We start from the raw sequence: 17,552 nt of genomic DNA, 5'->3' as shown, positions 1-17,552 counted from the left end.
TCAGCGCAGTTTTTTTCCGACTGTCTCGGGCATACGGATGAACGTGATCAAGGTAATGACCGCACCAGCCAGCACATAGTAAAAGAACCAGCGTTCCAAGCCATTGCTTTGCAACCAGGTCAACAAATAAGGAGTGGTCCCCCCCAGCAACGCCACCATCAGGTTATAGGGCGCCCCGATACCAACCGCACGTACGCTGGTTGGAAACTGCTCAGACATAATGGCAGGGCCAATCGAGGTATACATGGCGTACAGCACCAAGCCAAACAGCTCTACCGTCAGGATGGAACCGAAAGACGGCCCCAATGTGCTCATGAGCGGATAAAAGAAGAACAAATACCCGGCGGCAAACACGATCAACTGCGGCTTGCGTCCGATACGATCGGACAAAGCGCCAAACAAGGGCTGCACCACCATGAACACAATCAACGCCACCGTATTGGCGGCAAAGGCCACCTTGGGATCGGCCTGCACATGGCGGATGGCGTAGGTCGGCACGTAAGCGACAAAGATATAGAACGCGAAGGTTGTCAGAATGGAAAAACCGATAATGCGCAGCACTTCCACAGGATACTCACGCAACAAGGTACGCAAAGGCTGCTTTTCTACACCCGCTTTTTTGCTTTCAGAAAAAGCCTCAGTCTCGGGAATCGAGCGTCGAATCCAAAGACCAGCCACACCGCCCAATGCTCCCAGCAGAAACGGAATACGCCAGCCCCACTCGGCCATCTCCGCCCGGCTCAACCAGGTCGTGAGCACCCAGCCCACGGCCGAGGCCGCCAAAATACCGACTGCTGCACTGAAGAACACGAAACTGGAATAAAAACCGCGCCGATGAGGGGGCGCCATCTCGGTCAAGAACGTGGTAGCCGAGGCATACTCCCCTCCCAGGGACAAGCCCTGCAGCAAACGGGCCAGCGTCAACAAAAGAGGCGCCGCCAAACCTATTGCAGCATAGGTCGGGGTTACTGCGATAATAAGCGACCCTCCGGCCATCATCAGGATAGTCAGCCCTAAAGCGGCCTTGCGTCCGTAGCGATCGGAGAAAATGCCAAGCAACCAGCCACCGATGGGACGCATGAAAAAGCCCACTGCAAAAATGCCGAAGCTGGCCAGCAACGCCGTGGTCTCATTGCCGTCGGGAAAGAACTGGCTGGAGAAAAAGATAGCGAAGGAAGCGTAAATGGTCCAATCAAACCATTCAACTGCGTTGCCTACACTGCCAGCCACAATGGTACGAACGCGCGAGACCGGGGCAGGGTCGAGGCCAGGCGGGGCGCTCGGACGATGAGAGGGAGAGCTCATGAATTCCTCAATTTATTTATTTTTGGACAAAAAAAGATTAAAAATTTTGTTTTTTAGCAATTGAAGAAGGTTAATTAGATGAATATGGTCACGTCAAGCAAGGGTAAACCCTTGCTGCCCACGCTCGATGACACCGATCTGGCCTGCTTGATTGCCTTGCAGGCAGATCCACGGGCCTCCTGGCGGGAGCTGGGCGCAGCCGCAGACATTGCCGAACGTACCGTGGGCAGGCGAATCAAACGTCTGTTGGAAACGGGTGCATTACGCGTGATTGCAGAAACCGACCCGCTGGCAACAGGCAAGGGGGTCGTACTGCATGCCTGGATGCGTTGCCACGCCGGTCAGGTCCCTCACGTGGCTGACACACTGGCCCAAATGGAGAACTGCCAATTGGTTGTCACCTTGGCCGGCTCAGCAGACCTGATGGCTGAACTGACTCTGGCCGATGAAGCAGACATGCCCGAACTGGTGACCCGCATTCTGCCCTGCATGCCAGGAGTCGAGCACGTCGATGCACGCCTGGTCCTACGGTCTTTTCGCCGCGCAGGTCAATGGCGCATACAGGCCGACCCAGCCGGCATTACCGATACAAGCTCCGCACACACCCCCCTTGCGCTCAACGAGGCTGAACAGCGAATCGCCAACTGGCTAAAAAGAGATGGACGGGCCAGCCTGGCCGAACTGGCGGAGCAGGCGGGCGTGAGCGAACCTACTGCCCAGCGACTGTTGCAGCATTTGGTGGAGCGCAAAGCGCTGTCGTTCAGGGTTGAAGTGGAGCCCGCTTTGGTGGGATTCCCAGTTGAAGCGGTGGTATCCGTGCAAGTACGCCCTCAAGCCGTCAATACCTTGGCGGCGCACCTGGCGCAAGATCCCAATACCCGTTGCCTGTTCGGTACCAGTGGCCCCTCACAGCTTTTCTGGCACATTTTGTGCCGAGATAGCCTGCAGCTCTGGGATGTGGTGACACGTCGGCTGGGGGAAATAGAAGGCGTACTCAACAGCAACGTTGCAATCGTCATGCAAGCTCATAAACGCTGCGGTATCGTGCGCGGCCAGGAGTCGGCACAGGAGGAATAGTCAGTTGAAAAAGGAGGACAGGCCGGCCTGCTCATCGCCACGCAGCATGGCTTATGCCGCCCAGCCGTGAGCATCTGCACTTGGCTTCATAGACATAAACTCTTGTCCGTGCCAGACCGGCCAGACCCGCCTGGATGACCAAGGCGGGAAACAGGCTTTTTACCTACTCCTCGACCACTGGAGCATCGGGTATCCCTTTCTTCACAGACTCAATGCTGTTTTGTGCGCTCTGCTTGCTGGTATAGCCTTCCGAACTGACACAAATAATATTTCCATTTGCCGCCTTGAATCGCCACCGCCATTCACCGCCTTTGTCTTTATAAAGCACAAATTTCATGATGCCCCCTCCCTGAAATAAGAACGCACGTCGCGCTGCTCCCATCCTAGAGCCGGGCGGGTTCAGCAGAAATTGGGGTTTACCTGACCGTCTCGGTACGCTAGGCCATGTACCTAGGCCCGGACTTGACACACACCAATACGAAACCCTGATTTATCCACTACGCTTTCCCCTTACGGCGACAGTCTTACAATCTGCCTACCACCTATTTGGAGAGAAGAGAAAATCATGTATCACGGTGAACGATTCAACGCCTGGACACACCTGATCGGTGCTGTCCTGGCTGTGGGCGGCGTATCCTGGTTGCTCGTCATGGCCAGTTTTACTGGCGATCCCTGGCGCATCACCAGCACGGCCATCTATGGCGCCACGCTTATCCTGCTTTACCTGATCTCCACCCTGTACCACTGCTTCAAGGGACGAGCCAAAAACGTATTCCGGAAGATGGATCATTTTTCCATCTACTTGCTGATTGCTGGCAGCTATACGCCCTTTTGCCTAGTAACGCTGCGAGGGCCTTGGGGATGGAGTCTGTTTGGTGTGGTCTGGGGCTTGGCAGTCATTGGCATTGTTCAAGATATCCGCCCCCGTTCGCCCGCGCGCGTATTGTCGCTGGTGATTTATGCCGTTATGGGATGGATTGTATTATTGGCGTTAGGGCCGTTGGCTTCCAATTTGGGCTCGCAGGGCTTTTCCTGGTTGGCAGCAGGTGGTGCAATTTATACCGCTGGAATTGTTTTCTTTGTGTTTGACGAGCGTTTTCGTCATTGGCACGGTATCTGGCATCTATTCGTGCTGGCTGGCAGCGCAGCGCATTTTTTTGCGATCTCCCAGTATGTCGTGACGTAAGGTGAAGTACAAAGATCGCTGAAACAATGGGGGACGGACTATCTGGATGAACAGCAGGAGAAAGCATCCCAAATAGCCATGCCCCGATTCATGCCCCCAAAATACCTTGGCGCAGCTTGGAACGCTGGGCAACAAAAAAGCCCCAAAGCATTGATCTTTGGGGCTTTTCTTGGCACAGCGTGGAGCTGTGTGCATGTATTCTGGTAGGCAGTACTGGATTCGAACCAGCGACCTCTACGATGTCAACGTAGCGCTCTAACCAACTGAGCTAACCGCCTGCGGTGAAGAAATGAAATAATAGATCTTCCCTATGGGGCTGTCAACACTATTTCGTGTTTTTCTATAAAAAAGATGATCTTTTTTTTATGGACTCTCTGCAAAATTAGCTCCTCAGGCCAAAGAAATCGTGCAATCCTTTGTTTTATAAGTACTAAACAAAAAAACAAGCAGATTTTCAGAAATTCACGCCCCGCCTGGCTAGGCAGAGCAATGAAACATATGGATACACACAATCTGTCTCCAGCCAGCATCAAGCTAGCCCATCACCACACGATTTTTCTATCCAAGTTCTTCGGGCAAAAATAAAATAATTGCTTTACGCCTGCAGATCATCGATCTCGTCTGAAACGGATCTGCGGCCGCTACGGGACACCTACGCACATGACTTGCTCTTCTCTCCCGCCTACCCCGACTCAACTGCTGGATTTACCTGGCGTTCAGGAAACCACACTGGAGACGGTGCTTTATACGCCTCCCAATGACGAGATTTTTGATGAAAACCCCTGTTTAAGCTGCGGCGTGTGCTGTTCACATTTTCGGGTCTCTTTTTACAGCGGTGAACTAAGCGGTGAAACGGGCGGTACGGTGCCGGTCGAGTTGACCACCCAGGTTGGTCCATTACGCGCCTGCATGAAGGGAACCGAGCAAGGTGAAGGTCGTTGTATCGCCTTGCGCGGAACGTTGGGCCAGCCCGGGATTCATTGCGCTATTTATCCGGATCGCCCCACCCCCTGTCGTGACTACCAAATCTGGGAGCTGGATGGCAGCCCCAATGTGGATTGCCAGCGTTTGCGCAGCAAGCACGGCCTACCTTTGCTGCCTAGTCGTCCTTTGCCTGCTCCACCTGCTTTGCCGGAGCATGATGAGGCGGCCTGAAATCGCTCAGTACTACAGTAGTGCCTCAACGCAAAACCATCGTAAATAACTTGCGATGGTTTTTTTATAAAGAATCAGTTCAATCAGCACACCGGCAAGCAGGCTAAATACGCTACCATGCACGGTTTGTAGGGCCGCCCGGCCCTGCGCTTTCGGGAGTCGAAGTAAATGAAATACCGCAAGCTGGGCAATACAGACCTGGACGTCAGCCTGATTGGTTTGGGCACCATGACGTACGGGGAACAGAACAGCGAGGCCGATGCGCACGCTCAACTGGATCTTGCCCTGGAACTGGGTGTGAATCTGGTGGATACCGCCGAGATGTACCCTGTTCCCCCCATGGCGGCCACGCAAGGTTTGACCGAGCAATATATCGGCACCTGGCTGGCTAAAACCGGCCGCCGCAAGGACATTGTTCTGGCCAGCAAAATTGCCGGTCCCCAACGTGACCCCAAGCGCCCTGGTCATATCCGCAATGGCGGCACCAGCCTGGATCGCAAGAATCTGGAGCAAGCCCTGCATGACAGCCTGCGTCGGCTGCAAACAGACTATCTGGACCTGTATCAATTGCACTGGCCAGATCGCAGTACGGTGACGTTTGGACAGCGTAGCTACCCGTGGAAAGAAGAAGACACCATCCCTATCGAAGAGACCCTCTCGGTACTGGACGAGTTTGTGCGTCAAGGCAAGGTGCGTCACATCGGTGTGTCCAATGAAACGCCTTGGGGTGTCTCACGCTTTCTGGAGTTGTCTCGCTCGCGCTCCCTGCCTTTGATTGCCACCATCCAGAACCCCTACAACTTGCTGAACCGCGTGTTTGAAGAAGGTCTGTCCGAATTTTGCCGTTATGAGGGCCTGGGTCTGCTGGCGTATTCGCCATTGGCAATGGGTGTGTTGACGGGTAAATATGACAACGGCGCTCGCCCCGAAAAAGGACGTTTGACCTTGTACAACCGCTTTACCCGCTACGATGCACCGCGTGCCCGTGAAGCCGCGCTGGCCTACAACGAGCTGGCTCGCGAATACGGTTTGACGCCCACTCAATTGGCCCTGGCCTGGGTGAATCAGCAAGCCTTTACCAGCAGCAATCTGATCGGTGCGACCACACTGGAACAACTGCGCGAGAACATCGCCAGTGCGGATGTTCAACTGAACGATGAGCTGATCGCCAAGATCAACGCGATTCATCACCACACACCGAATCCCGCGCCTTAACAGGATCTCCCCCTGCTTTGGGCACATAAACCCAAAGCAGGGCACCCCTCTTTTTTATTCCTCTGTTCCGTTCTTGCGCTTGCACAATGCTGATTTTTTATTTATGCTCAAAAAAAGCATAACAAGAGAGACATACGACTTCCCGTTCAGAAATTCCCATTTCCCATTTTTTTCATCTATTTATGCTCAAAATGAGCATCAAGGACAAACATGATACAGCGCTATCCCATTGATGTCTGCCAGCCGGACGCCAAGGACGCTTTGAGTCGTCAAATCACCTGGCATGACGTCCCTCCCAAACTCAGCGTGCAAAGCGATAAAGCCGCGCTGAAGCAAGCCTTAGCCAAGCAGTTGAAGGAGCAAGACGCCGTGCTGGTCGCCCACTATTACACGGACCCCGATATTCAGGATCTAGCCTTGGAGACTGGCGGCTGCGTGGGTGACTCCCTGGAGATGGCGCGCTTTGGGCAGGAGCATACGGCCAGCACAGTGTTGGTGGCCGGCGTGGGTTTCATGGCCGAATCGGCCAAGATTTTGAGCCCTGACAAACGTGTGTTGGCTGTACATGACGAGGCGACGTGTTCGCTGGATCTGGGTTGCGCCCCCGAGGATTTCAAGCAGTTTTGTGCTGCGCATCCAGACCGGGAAGTGGTGGTGTATGCCAATACCAGCGCAGCCGTCAAAGCACAGGCGGATTGGGTTGTGACGTCCTCCATCGCCCTGGACATCGTGCGGCATTTACACGCACAAGGGAAAAAGATTCTGTGGGCACCGGATCGTCATTTGGGCTCCTATATCCAAAAACAAACCGGCGCAGATATGCTGCTCTGGCAAGGCTCCTGCCTGGTGCATGACGAATTCAAGGCCGATGGTTTGAAGGCTGTGATGAGTGAGCACCCTGATGCCCAGGTTCTGGTTCATCCCGAATCACCCGCTTCTGTTGTTGCGCTGGCGAATGTGGTTGGCTCGACAACGCAGCTACTGCGCGCTGCCATCAATCATTCTGCCGACACCTTTATCGTCGCCACCGATCAAGGAATCTTGCATGCCATGCGCCAGCAGGCGCCGGGCAAAACCTTTCTGGCAGCACCAACTGCGGGCGAGAGTGCCACCTGCAAAAGTTGTGCCTATTGCCCCTGGATGGCGTTGAACAGTCTGGAGGCTTTGCGTCAACGTCTCAGTCAACCAGGCCCTGGTATTCAAGTGGCCTCGGATCTACGTGAGGGCGCACGACGCTCCTTGCAACGCATGATGGATTTTGCGGCTGCTCAGCAAAGCAATTTACGCGTCAGTGCGGACTTGGCCGAGCACAGCCAGCAATTCCAACATGTAGGAGCCGCTTAATGCAGTCAGGCTCAACACAGACGCAGGTGCTGATCATCGGTGCGGGGCTGGCAGGCACCAGTCTGGCCCTGTCCTTGCCTTCCTCGATGCATGTCACTTTACTCAGCAGCGCCCCCGTTCCTTGCGGGGCCAGCCCGATGGCCTTGGGCGGTCTGGCGGCTGTGCTCAGTGCCCAGGACAGCCTGGAACAACACATTGAAGACACACTGGAAGCCGGCGCTCGGCACTCGGATAAGGAGGCAGTACGCGGGATTTTGCAAGCCGCACCAGATGCAGTGCATTGGCTACTGGAAAGGCAGGTGCCTCTGGACAGAACCGAAGATGGCCAATTGCATCTGACCCGTGAGGGTGGGCACAGTCGGCGGCGCATCGTGCATGCGGCCGATGCCAGCGGCTACGCCATCATGCAGGCTTTGGCTCCTCAATTGGCTAAAGCCCCTCATGTTCAGCAGCGTACAGACTGTCTGGCATTGACTCTGCGCCGCAACGAACAAGGCGCAGTGGCTGGCGTGGATATTTACGACAAACACACCCACCGCTACGAAACCATTTTTGCGGACCATGTCGTGCTGGCAACAGGCGGGCTGGGCAGCCTGTATGCGCACAGCACCAATCCCGATAGCGCCTTGGGCGAAGGGGTTGCCTTGGCCTGGCGCGTAGGTGCTGCCATACGGGATCTGGAGTTTGTGCAGTTTCATCCGACCTGCCTGCATGCAGAGGGTCCAACCTTTCTGCTGACTGAAGCCTTGCGTGGTGAGGGTGGTCATTTATTGGACAAGCAAGGTCGCCGCTTTATGCCGGATTACGACGCCAGAGCGGAGCTGGCTCCACGCGATATTGTGTCGCGTGCTATTGCCGCACATATGCGGCAAGAAGGTAGTAGCCATGTCTGGCTGGATGTACGCCATCTTGGTGCGGATACCTTACAGCAGCATTTCCCCAAAGCCCTGGAAGAAGGTTTATGCCGGGGTCTGGACTTACGTCGGGACTGGGTGCCGGTTGCGCCTGCCGCGCACTACAGTTGCGGGGGAATTCAAACAGACATGTCAGGCCGCACGACGGTGCCTGGTCTATATGCCGTGGGGGAAGTAGCCCGCACAGGTTTACATGGAGCAAATCGCTTGGCCAGCAACTCCTTGCTGGAGTGCGTCGTCATGGGGCGGGCGGCTGCCGAGGCGATTGCTAGAAGCAAGAGGACCCAGCGTTCAGCTTTGGTCCCGGAGACAGATGCTGCAAATACAAGTTCGATTTCAAGTTCATGTTCATACACAAACTCAAATCCAAGCTCCAGTTCCAGCTCACAGGCTAGTGCCAGCCCCAATTGGGGTTTAAGTTTGAACTCTAGTTCAAGCTCGAATCCACGACCTTCCCTTATGACAGCCACGGCAGCTGATGCAGTGGAAAACGCAATCATCGCCAACAACGACAAAGCTTGCCAATATGACGGAAACAATAGCTATAGCAACGGCAGCGGCAACGGCAGCCATAAAAACCACAGCTCATCCACCAACAATCCCCCTTCTCTGCCCGCCTTGCGCAACTTGATGCAAGAGCATGTCGGCTTGCTACGCAATCACCAGGGACTGATCCAGGCCTTGCACACCCTGGACCATTGGCACGGGCAAATTAGCCTTCTGCCCCCCAGCCTGGATCAACGGACCCTCAGCCTACAACTGGACACCGCCTGGCTGCTTACCCGGGCCGCCCTGGATCGACCACGCAGTCTGGGTGCGCATTACCGCCTGGACTAAGTCCATAAAGAAACAAGCACCGCTCGGGAATCAACGACATGTCGGGCCCACATTAAGCGAAAAAGTAAGTAATAACTCGGTATCAAGGACCGGCAGTCTCAACAATTTTCCGGGCTTAGCCAACAATTGCATCTATCCATAGAAATCCCCCAAGCGCTGCATGCAGCTCCCGGTTTACCCTGATTGCAAACTTTTGTAAGCACAGCTACTGTAGTTGCGTCACTACAGGCGGTATGAAAGAGACCTGTTCAGTCAGGCGCCGACGGAGCAACCACCCCGGAATCTCTCAGGCAAAAGGATCGTACCAGCCCGACACTCTGGAGAGCGGCGCATGACGCCCACCGAAGGAGCCCAGCCTGAAACATCGGTTGGATAAACTCTCAGGTCACAGGACAGATGGGGTATTGCCACTACTCGGTGGTAATTCACCTGTCAGGAGCCTGTTATGTCGCATATTGCCGTCATTGGCGCCGGTATTTCCGGAATCACCACCGCCTACGCCCTCAGCCTGAAAGGCTATCAAGTTACCGTTATCGACCGCCTGCGCTACCCCGCCATGGAAACCTCGTTTGCCAACGGCGGGCAGTTGTCCGCGTGCAATGCCGAGGTCTGGAACAGCCGCAGCACCATACTCAAGGGCTTGAAGTGGATGATGCGCAAAGACGCCCCGCTGCTGTTCAACCCCAAGCCAAGCTGGCACAAATACAGCTGGATGGCGCAGTTTGTAGGCGCGATTTCCGGTTACGAGCGCAACACCATAGACACCGTCAAGCTGGCCATTACCGCCCGCGAGAATCTGTACCAATGGGCCAAGGACGAAAACATTGATTTCGACCTGGAACAGCGCGGTATTCTGCACATTTACCACACCCCCGGCGGCTTTGAGTCTGGCAAGAAAGTCAGCCAACTGCTGCAAAAAGGCGGTCTGGAGCGCCGAACCGTTACCAACGAGGAAATCCACCAGATTGAACCTGCCTTGCAAGGCACCTATTACGGCGGTTTCTTTACGCCTTCGGACGCCACGGGCGATATTCACAAATACACACGCGGTCTGGCCGATGCCTGCGCCAAGCGCGGCGTGAAGTTCCTGCAAGATACAGAAGTTCTGGGTATTGATTGTGGCCCACCACACCGTATCCAGCTGCGTACCGGTGAAGGCGCTGAAGCCCACACCCATACGCTGTCTGTCGATTCCTTGGTGGTGTGCGCTGGCGTAGGCAGCCGTCACTTGGCCCATATGCTGGGCGACTACATCAATATCTACCCCGTCAAAGGCTATTCGATTTCGGTGTATCTGGATACGCCCGAAGCCCAACATGCCGCCCCTTGGGTCAGCTTGCTGGACGAAGAAGCCAAGATTGTGACCAGCCGCCTGGGCAAAGATCGTCTGCGCGTGGCCGGTACGGCGGAATACAACGGTGCCAACAAGGACATTCGCGCCGACCGTATCGCCCCGCTGACCAACTGGACCCGCCGCAACTTCCACGATGCCGCGACCGATCGTGTTGTACCGTGGGCTGGTTTGCGTCCCATGATGCCGGACATGATGCCGCGCGTAAAAGCAGGCAGCCGCCCGGGCGTGTACTACAACACTGGCCACGGTCACCTGGGCTGGACGCTGTCAGCGGCCACCGCGCAGATCATTACCGAAGTGATTGCCCAGAACGAGCGTCAGTCCGCACCTGCTCAATTTGCCACCAGTCCGGCAGCAACTGCTGCACCCGCCGCTGCCCATAGCGCTCGTCCAGCAGATACACAAAACCTTGATCCTGTTCATCGCGAATCACACGACCCGCGGCCTGTGTAATCTTGCGTAGTCCCGGATACAGATAGGTATAGTCATAGGCCCGCCGCTCCCCAAAGAGCCGGGCCATGACTTGCCGCACAGACTCATTGGCCGGGTTGAATTGCGGCAAACCCAGGGTGGCAATAAAAGCACCGATCAAGCGTTTACCGGGTAAATCTACCCCTTCTGAAAACGCCCCTCCCAGCACTGCCAAACCTACTCCCTTTCCGTCCAGCGTAAAGCGGTCCAGAAACTGCGTTCTTTGCAGATCGCTCATGCCCGGCTGCTGATGCCAAAGCGGCATATCCGGCCAGCGCTCCTGCAAGGCCTGGCTAACTTGCTCCAGATAGTCAAAACTGCTCAAGAACAAAAGATAGTTGCCCGGCTGCTCCTGGTAGGCCTGCCCGACAATGTCGCAGACCCCGCCCAGGCTCTGGGCCCGGTCAGCATAGCGCGTAGACAGACCGGCATATTGGCGTACTCGTAGTTGCTCGGCCCGATACGGCGATGCCACGTTCAACTCAGCTGTACTTGGCGGCAAACCCAAGACATCACGATAAAACTGTGAGGGGTTCATGGTGCCGGAGAACAGCACCACACCGTGCGCGTCGCCATAGCGTTCAGCCAGAAACGGAGCAGGCACAATATTGCGCAGGTTCAGGAGCACACCATCGCGCTGCGCCAAAATATCGAATAAGGAATGCGAGCCGAACTGTCCGGCCAGGTCCACAAAGTACAGCAGCTCAAAATAAAACTGCAGCAAGGGGCTGTCTTGCGGCATGGGATTCTCAGCCACATAGGCCCCTAAGCGGGCTGCCAGATAGTCGCACTGTTCAAGCAGATCCTCCGGGATTTTTTCCAGCCCCCATTGATCGCCCCCTTCCTCGGGTATCAAATCCTCCATCAAGCGAGTCAACGGCGTGAAATGACGCTTCAAGGCCGAAGGCGCGGCTTTACGCGCCATGCGCAACTGCACTTGCGAGAAGGACGCGGAATACATGGAACGGGCGCGTTCTACCAAGTTGTGTGCTTCGTCCACCAGAACAGCGCTGCGCCATTGCTGAACCAGAGTCTGGCTATACAGCACCGCATGTGTGTCGAAAAAATAGTTGTAGTCACCCACAATGGCGTCCGCCCAACGCAGCATTTCCTGGCTCAAGTAATAGGGGCAGACCTGGTGTTCGCTAGCCACTTCTTGCAAGCGCTGGCTAGTTAGCATGGGTTGCTCCAGAGCTTGCTGACGGGCCGCAGGAAGCCGGTCGTAAAAGCCTTCAGCCAGGGGGCAGGATTGGCCATGGCAGGCTTTATCCGGATTGGGGCACTGCTTGTCGCGGGCCACCATTTCCAGCACCCGCCACGCGCCCTCACCTTCTGGGTTTAAACGCTGCAAGGCGTCCAAGGCCATTTGCCGACCCGAATTTTTAGCCGTCAGATAAAAGAGCTTATCCAGTCCCGCCTCCGGCATGGCTTTCAGGCCGGGAAATACGACTGCCAAGGTTTTGCCGATACCGGTTGGCGCTTGGGCTAACAGGCACTGTGCATCGCGCTGAGCCCGGAACGCGGCTACGGCCAGTTGCCGCTGACCCGCACGAAACTGATCAAAGGGAAATTGCAAAGCAGTACAAGCTTGATCACGCGCCAGCCGATGCTTTTGCTCCTGCCGCCCCCACTCAAGATACAAGCGGCATTGCTGCTCAAAAAAGGCCCACAGATCCGCGCGCCCCAGGTATTCAGAGACACTGGTTTCTTTGTGCTTGTCCACGTGGTAATACACCACGCTGACGGTCATTCCCGGCAAATCGCGCGCCTGGCAAAGCATGGCCGCATAGACTTTGGCTTGCGCCTGGTGCAGGCGTCTATGGTGCTCGGGAATGGCATCAAAAGCACCTCGATAGGTTTTCAGCTCTTCCAGACAATTGCTGACGGGATCAAACCCATCGGCTCGACCACGCACCACTAGCCCTTCCATCTCATAGGACAGCGGCACTTCGGCTTCATAGTGCTCGGGGCGACGCAGCTTTAACTGCTGGTGACCCAGAATACCTTCTTGCGCCGTGGCCGCAGGCGTAAAACGCAGGTCCAGATCCCCGCTGCGGGCGGTAAATTCACATAAGGCGCGTACGCCGACCGTCCAGGCTTTCATAGTGATTCAGGCCGAGTCACATAGCAGACACGCGCAGGGATGGCATGCTGCTCGAAATAACTGAGCCAACGCCGCTGGTTGTCCTGCAAGCGGTCTCCGGGACCTTTTACCTCAATCAATTCATAGCTTTGCTGGGCAGGCATGAAGCGCACCAAATCCGGCAGGCCGGAACGGTTGTCCCGCCAATCCTGCAAGATACGCTTGAACACCAGTTGTAAGTGCTGGGCGGGGATGCAATGCAAGGCCTGCTCGATCAAGGTTTCATCCAAGGCAGGCCAGATCAGCAAGGGGCACTGTATGCCACGCTTTTCCTGCCAGCGTTGCCAGATCACGGTTTTATAGTCTGCGCCGTCCAGCACACTCAAAGACTGCTCAAACAAGTTTTGCCTGCGCGATACAAAGTCCGGATTACCCCAATCGGCCGGACAAGCTTGATAGGGGTGGAAAAACGCACCAGGCAAGGGAGCGAAAATAGCCTCCCAGCTCAACAAGCCCAATAAGGCCGGGAACAAGGCATTTTCTACGTAAAACACAGGTGCCAAGGGGCTGTACCAATGAGCCAGCACCTGCGATTCGACCCGATTGCCGTCATCAAACAAAACCAGATCACTGCGTTGTGTGCGGCTTGCGGGTTTATTGGAAGGCGAGCTGGGCGGAGCGTCTACCGCCAGTTTGCGACGCATGCGAGGCAACATACGCAGCAACTTCTGGGTTTCGCTTTCATTTTCGGGCTGGTTCCACGCCTGACAAAACAAGGGCCAGGCACCTTGATGATTCTCCTGACGCTCCAATACCCGCAATTGGCGGTAACGGGCTCCCGGCCAGCTTGTCTGCAAATACGCTTGTTCGGCTAAGGCCCACCAATGTTGACGTTCGGCTTGCTGGCCTAGCTGGAACAGGGTTTTTGCCTTACGTCGTTGCAGCCAGTCGCTGTCAGTCTCAACTGCTTGAACGGCGGCAAAGCGCTGTATCCAAAGATCGGGGTCGGCCTCATCCTGTGCGTCTCGCAGCTCGGACAAGGTTTCATACAAGCGCACGTCCTCATTGTGGCGAAACGCCCGACTGGCCTGATCCAGAACCACGGTTTCGTAGCGATACAGGCCCAGATCGCTCAGCACAAACTCGGACCAGTCCTGATAATGGTTGCCAAAGAACAGCAACTGCAAACGCTGTGCCCAATGCATGACTTGCGGTGATAGGCGCAGTGTGGGAGCTTGCAGGACTGGATCGGCACACCACTGCATAAAAGGCCGAGCCTGTTCGCCGTGAGCCTGCCCAATCCATTCCAGATAGTCCGATTTGCGCCCGGCGGCTGGCAGATCACTGAACAAACGGCGCAGCTCAGGCACTGTATGGACGGCAAACAAGGTTTCCAGATCCAGCTCAGGATCGGTTTCTATTAGCTCGCAAGCCGCCAGCTCTTGCACTGCCGCATCCAGGTTTTCGATCTCGGCATAACGCAACTTGTCGATACGAAACACCGGGCCTTTACGCATCAGCAAGCGCACCAACAGGGCTTGTGCAGGCTGGGAAGCATGCACAAAACGATGGCCGCACTGGACGTGTTCAGGCTCCAGCAGGTCGGAACTGGTGTGTTGTACCCACTGCAAAACCTGATGGAAATTATGCAGATAGTAAAAAGGAGGAAGCTCGGGCGGGGTCATAAGCAGGCTGTGTATATATCCAGCTACTTTAGCATTCCTTCAAGCCTGGCGCGACTCCAACAAGCGCATCCAGTCGCGCAACAAGGTATCCAGACTTTGCCGCTGCGTGGGATCCAGACCTTCCAGCAAATTTTCTTCATTGGCCAAATGGTCCACCACAACCGCATCCACACAGGCCAGACCCGCTGGGCTCAAACGCACCAGAATACGGCGGGCATCTTCCGGGTCGGCAATGCGTTCGATCAAGCCCTGCTTTTCCAGGCCCTGCAAACGATGCGTCATAGTGCCGGAGCTGACCATCAAGGTGGAAAACAAGGCGGTGGGTGCCAAGGTGTACGGCGGGCCGGAGCGGCGCAGGCTGGCCAGCACATCAAACTCGCCCAACTGCAGGCCGTGACGTCTGAAGTTGTCGCTCATCTGTTTTTGGACCAGTTGGAAGCAGCGCGTCATGCGGCCCAGCAAGGCCATGGCGCCCAGATTCTGCAAATCTGGCCGTTGTTCGCGCCACTGATTGATGATCAGGTCTACCGCGTCGTGTTCTTCGCTCATGATTTCTCGATTTCGATATTTATCTTGATATTAAGATAAATCATCCCTACACTGGCATTTATCTCGATATCAAGATACTTTTATTATGAACCGTCTTTCTCTCTGGCTGGTGACGGCCTTGACCGCATTAGGCCCCGCCATCTGGGGTTCCACCTACATTGTTACCACCGAAATCCTACCGCCCGATCGCCCTTTCATCGCGGCCTTTTTGCGCTGCTTTCCCGCTGGCGTGATGCTGCTCTTGTGGAGCCGACGCATGCCTGCCCGAGGTGATTGGGGGCGTACCCTGATTCTGGCGGCCTTGAATATTGGCGCATTTCAGGCGCTGTTATTCGTTGCGGCTTACCGCTTGCCGGGTGGTTTGGCCGCCGTCGTAGGAGCAGCTCAACCCTTGGTGGTGATTGCCCTGGCCTGGGCGCTAGAAGGTAAACGCCCTGTCACCCTGGCCTTGGTCGCTTGTGTGATCGGCATCATCGGCATGGGTATTTTGCTACTTTCGCCAGAGAGCCAATGGGATACCTGGGGCATGGTCGCGGCCATTGTCGGGGCCTTGTGCATGGCCATGGGCACCTACTTGTCGCATCGCTGGCGTAGTGGCATGCCGATTCTGGCTTTCACGGCCTGGCAATTGATGTTGGGCGGTTTGATGCTTGCCCCTCTGGCTTTATGGCTGGACCCACCACTGGACAGCTCCTTGAGCGGCGTACAAATCGGCGGCTACCTCTACCTGTGTCTGGTCGGTGCGCTGCTGGCCTATACCCTGTGGTTCCGCGGGATTGCCGTCTTGCCCTCTGTGGCCGTGTCCTCGCTGGGCCTGCTCAGTCCGCTGACCGCCGTGATTCTGGGATGGCTGATTTTAGGTCAGGCCATGACAGGCTCCAGCCTGCTGGGCATTATTTTGGTGATGGGCAGTGTGCTGGCAGTACAGTGGATCAGCAATCGCCCGGCCAAATAAATATCTTGCGCCCATAAAAATAGCGCCCCTTTCAATGATCTGGATGGGCGCGTAAGAGAGTTCACTATCTTGCTACTCCGTTAGAAGCAGCAAGATAGTGACTAATAGCGTTCTTGCAGGACTTGGGCCAAATCTGTTGCAAAGCGCTGGGCGTCTTTGGCATTCAGATTCGCAAAACTGACACGCAAGCCTTGAGCAGGACTGCTCACACCAAAGACTTGTCCGGATCGCACCAGCCAGCCACGTGCAGCCAATCCCGCCAATACCGGCTCGGCTTCCCGATCCAGCGGAATCCACAGATTGAAGCCTTCCTCGCTATCCCAAAAAGGAATGCTCTGCTTTTTCAAGGCGTGCATCAAGTCGGCGCGAGCCTGCACATAGGCAGCTTGCGCAACACGAGTCTGCGCCTTGATCTCGGCATCCGTCAGCCCATGAACCACCATTTGCTGTAAAAGATGGCTGACCCATTGCGCCCCCGAAGCCAAACGTTGCGACAAGCGTTCGCTGGTTTGCAGATCCGACGCCACCAGAGCCACGCGCAAATCCGGCCCCAGACCCTTGGACACTGAACGAATCAAGGCCCAGCGCAAATGATCGGCAGGAATCACGTTTCGGTAAGAGCTGCTGGCCAGCATCCAGAAGTGGTCGTCAATCATCAACAGCAATTCGGGATACTGCTTCAGAATTTGCTCGATCTGCTTGGCACGAGCACGGCTCAGTGAGCATCCCGTGGGGTTGTGCGCACGTGGTGTCAAGATCAAAGCGCGCAGGCCATCCTCCAAAGCGGCTTGCAGCGAGGCCGGCACAATCCCCTCGCTATCAACCTCAATACCCACTGGCTTGTAGCCCAGCGTATGCACCGAGTTGATGCTGTTCAGATAGCCAGGATCTTCAATCCCAACTTTATCGCCCGCCAGCAAAAAGGCTTGCAGCAAACGCTCGATTGCATCGACCGCACCGTAGCTGACGTGATAATCGGTGTCTGACGGTGTGTCTTTATGAAACACCTGCTGGCACACGGCACGCAACTCAGGCACCAGAGGGTCCGCACCGTATAGAGCCTGGGTTTGACCGCGTACCCCAGCCGTCAATTGGGTGGGCGCAGGCAAATAGCCCAGCGCCGGATTGCCGCTGGCCAAATCCTGCAAGGCTGAGCTGGCGCCATGCCCTTCGCGTGCCAGCTCCCGGATCGCCTCACGGATCCGTGTGCCACGACGTCCTTGTGCATCGGCCACCCCGGCCGAGACCAGGCGCTTGTATGCCAGGGCTACCGTATTCCGGTTCAATCCCAGTGTTTGAGCCAGCTCGCGTACCGGCGGCAAAATCTGGCCCGGAGCAATTCGCCCCAGTGCCACTTGCTGTCGGATATCATCGAAAAGTTCCTTCGCGTTGCTTCCCTGGATATTCATTTTGACCTATGAC

Annotated in this window: 13 protein-coding genes, 1 tRNA gene, 1 pseudogene and 2 riboswitches; of the genes and pseudogenes, 8 read left to right on the top strand and 7 right to left on the bottom strand. The window is 55.9% G+C overall.

Translation table 11 applies throughout. The features are described from left to right. A complete protein-coding gene (locus AB7E06_RS11230; RefSeq protein ID WP_094196535.1) occupies positions 1 to 1,305 on the bottom strand; it encodes an MFS transporter in 1,305 nt (434 codons plus the stop codon). 78 nt (positions 1,306 to 1,383) lie between these two features. Here AB7E06_RS11230 and AB7E06_RS11225 point away from each other — a divergent pair, with 78 nt between their 5' ends. Further along, a complete protein-coding gene (locus AB7E06_RS11225) occupies positions 1,384 to 2,382 on the top strand; it encodes an Lrp/AsnC family transcriptional regulator (RefSeq protein WP_094196534.1) in 999 nt (332 codons plus the stop codon). Between the two features lie 163 nt (positions 2,383 to 2,545). Here AB7E06_RS11225 and AB7E06_RS11220 read toward each other — a convergent pair whose 3' ends face one another. Continuing rightward, the gene (locus AB7E06_RS11220; RefSeq protein ID WP_003800466.1) at positions 2,546 to 2,719 is read right to left on the bottom strand and encodes a YegP family protein; all 174 of its coding nucleotides are present in this window, start codon (positions 2,717 to 2,719) and stop codon (positions 2,546 to 2,548) included. A 228-nt stretch (positions 2,720 to 2,947) separates the two neighbouring features. Between AB7E06_RS11220 and trhA the strand changes: the two genes are divergently transcribed. Next, positions 2,948 to 3,568, top strand: coding sequence for a PAQR family membrane homeostasis protein TrhA (trhA, locus tag AB7E06_RS11215; RefSeq protein ID WP_094196533.1), 621 nt, complete (start codon positions 2,948 to 2,950; stop codon positions 3,566 to 3,568). Between the two features lie 201 nt (positions 3,569 to 3,769). Here trhA and AB7E06_RS11210 read toward each other — a convergent pair. Further along, positions 3,770 to 3,846, bottom strand: a tRNA-Val gene (locus AB7E06_RS11210). A 460-nt stretch (positions 3,847 to 4,306) separates the two neighbouring features. Here AB7E06_RS11210 and AB7E06_RS11205 point away from each other — a divergent pair. The 5 genes from AB7E06_RS11205 to AB7E06_RS11185 all read left to right on the top strand — a co-directional run bounded on the left by AB7E06_RS11205 (position 4,307) and on the right by AB7E06_RS11185 (position 10,840). Next, positions 4,307 to 4,723, top strand: coding sequence for a YkgJ family cysteine cluster protein (locus AB7E06_RS11205; protein WP_094196532.1), 417 nt, complete (start codon positions 4,307 to 4,309; stop codon positions 4,721 to 4,723). A gap of 168 nt (positions 4,724 to 4,891) precedes the next feature. Continuing rightward, positions 4,892 to 5,938: an NADP(H)-dependent aldo-keto reductase gene (locus AB7E06_RS11200; RefSeq protein ID WP_108727397.1), complete on the top strand. Its 1,047-nt coding sequence runs from the start codon at positions 4,892 to 4,894 to the stop codon at positions 5,936 to 5,938. 210 nt (positions 5,939 to 6,148) lie between these two features. Then, positions 6,149 to 7,282: a quinolinate synthase NadA gene (gene nadA / locus AB7E06_RS11195; RefSeq protein WP_427956988.1), complete on the top strand. Its 1,134-nt coding sequence runs from the start codon at positions 6,149 to 6,151 to the stop codon at positions 7,280 to 7,282. Continuing rightward, positions 7,282 to 9,033 (top strand): L-aspartate oxidase, encoded by a 1,752-nt coding sequence (gene nadB / locus AB7E06_RS11190; protein WP_427956985.1) that lies wholly within the window; start codon positions 7,282 to 7,284, stop codon positions 9,031 to 9,033. Before nadA ends, nadB begins: the two co-directional genes overlap by 1 nt. 224 nt (positions 9,034 to 9,257) lie before the next feature. Further along, positions 9,258 to 9,345, top strand: a riboswitch (glycine riboswitch). A 4-nt stretch (positions 9,346 to 9,349) separates the two neighbouring features. After that, positions 9,350 to 9,430: riboswitch (glycine riboswitch) on the top strand. Positions 9,431 to 9,478: 48 nt separating this feature from the next. Further along, positions 9,479 to 10,840 carry a D-amino acid dehydrogenase gene (locus AB7E06_RS11185; protein ID WP_094196528.1) on the top strand — a complete coding sequence of 454 codons (1,362 nt, stop codon included), beginning with the start codon at positions 9,479 to 9,481 and terminating at the stop codon, positions 10,838 to 10,840. On the opposite strand, the pseudogene AB7E06_RS11180 reads toward AB7E06_RS11185, so the two are convergent. The 3 genes and pseudogenes from AB7E06_RS11180 to AB7E06_RS11170 all read right to left on the bottom strand — a co-directional run. After that, positions 10,785 to 12,161 (bottom strand): annotated as a pseudogene (locus AB7E06_RS11180) (ATP-dependent DNA helicase); the annotation flags it as partial. The gene AB7E06_RS11185 and the pseudogene AB7E06_RS11180 overlap by 56 nt on opposite strands. 797 nt (positions 12,162 to 12,958) lie before the next feature. After that, positions 12,959 to 14,626, bottom strand: a complete 1,668-nt coding sequence (locus AB7E06_RS11175; RefSeq protein ID WP_427956982.1) for a VRR-NUC domain-containing protein — start codon at positions 14,624 to 14,626, stop codon at positions 12,959 to 12,961. Positions 14,627 to 14,665: 39 nt separating this feature from the next. Then, positions 14,666 to 15,175 (bottom strand): MarR family winged helix-turn-helix transcriptional regulator, encoded by a 510-nt coding sequence (locus AB7E06_RS11170; RefSeq protein WP_427956979.1) that lies wholly within the window; start codon positions 15,173 to 15,175, stop codon positions 14,666 to 14,668. A gap of 85 nt (positions 15,176 to 15,260) precedes the next feature. Between AB7E06_RS11170 and AB7E06_RS11165 the strand changes: the two genes are divergently transcribed. Further along, entirely contained in the window at positions 15,261 to 16,130 is an 870-nt protein-coding gene (locus AB7E06_RS11165; RefSeq protein ID WP_094196524.1) for a DMT family transporter, read from the top strand. Positions 16,131 to 16,231: 101 nt separating this feature from the next. On the opposite strand, the gene AB7E06_RS11160 is transcribed toward AB7E06_RS11165, so the two are convergent. Continuing rightward, positions 16,232 to 17,539: an aminotransferase class I/II-fold pyridoxal phosphate-dependent enzyme gene (locus AB7E06_RS11160; protein WP_427956976.1), complete on the bottom strand. Its 1,308-nt coding sequence runs from the start codon at positions 17,537 to 17,539 to the stop codon at positions 16,232 to 16,234. Between the last annotated feature and the right edge of the window lie 13 nt (positions 17,540 to 17,552).

Origin of the sequence: Alcaligenes sp., from assembly GCF_050255915.1 — a bacterium.
GTDB classification, from domain to species: Bacteria; Pseudomonadota; Gammaproteobacteria; order Burkholderiales; family Burkholderiaceae_B; genus Alcaligenes; species Alcaligenes aquatilis.
This window is presented reverse-complemented; position numbering and strand designations above follow the sequence as displayed.

Excerpts from the sequence above, each read along its gene's own strand:
- AB7E06_RS11165 (WP_094196524.1), top strand. The coding sequence starts at position 15,261 with ATGAACCGTCTTTCTCTCTGGCTGGTGACGGCCTTGACCGCATTAGGC.
- AB7E06_RS11170 (WP_427956979.1), bottom strand. The coding sequence starts at position 15,175 with ATGAGCGAAGAACACGACGCGGTAGACCTGATCATCAATCAGTGGCGC.
- AB7E06_RS11185 (WP_094196528.1), top strand. The coding sequence starts at position 9,479 with ATGTCGCATATTGCCGTCATTGGCGCCGGTATTTCCGGAATCACCACC.
- AB7E06_RS11220 (WP_003800466.1), bottom strand. The coding sequence starts at position 2,719 with ATGAAATTTGTGCTTTATAAAGACAAAGGCGGTGAATGGCGGTGGCGA.
- AB7E06_RS11200 (WP_108727397.1), top strand. The coding sequence starts at position 4,892 with ATGAAATACCGCAAGCTGGGCAATACAGACCTGGACGTCAGCCTGATT.
- trhA (WP_094196533.1), top strand. The coding sequence starts at position 2,948 with ATGTATCACGGTGAACGATTCAACGCCTGGACACACCTGATCGGTGCT.
- AB7E06_RS11175 (WP_427956982.1), bottom strand. The coding sequence starts at position 14,626 with ATGACCCCGCCCGAGCTTCCTCCTTTTTACTATCTGCATAATTTCCAT.
- AB7E06_RS11225 (WP_094196534.1), top strand. The coding sequence starts at position 1,384 with ATGAATATGGTCACGTCAAGCAAGGGTAAACCCTTGCTGCCCACGCTC.
- AB7E06_RS11160 (WP_427956976.1), bottom strand. The coding sequence starts at position 17,539 with ATGAATATCCAGGGAAGCAACGCGAAGGAACTTTTCGATGATATCCGA.
- nadA (WP_427956988.1), top strand. The coding sequence starts at position 6,149 with ATGATACAGCGCTATCCCATTGATGTCTGCCAGCCGGACGCCAAGGAC.
- AB7E06_RS11230 (WP_094196535.1), bottom strand. The coding sequence starts at position 1,305 with ATGAGCTCTCCCTCTCATCGTCCGAGCGCCCCGCCTGGCCTCGACCCT.
- nadB (WP_427956985.1), top strand. The coding sequence starts at position 7,282 with ATGCAGTCAGGCTCAACACAGACGCAGGTGCTGATCATCGGTGCGGGG.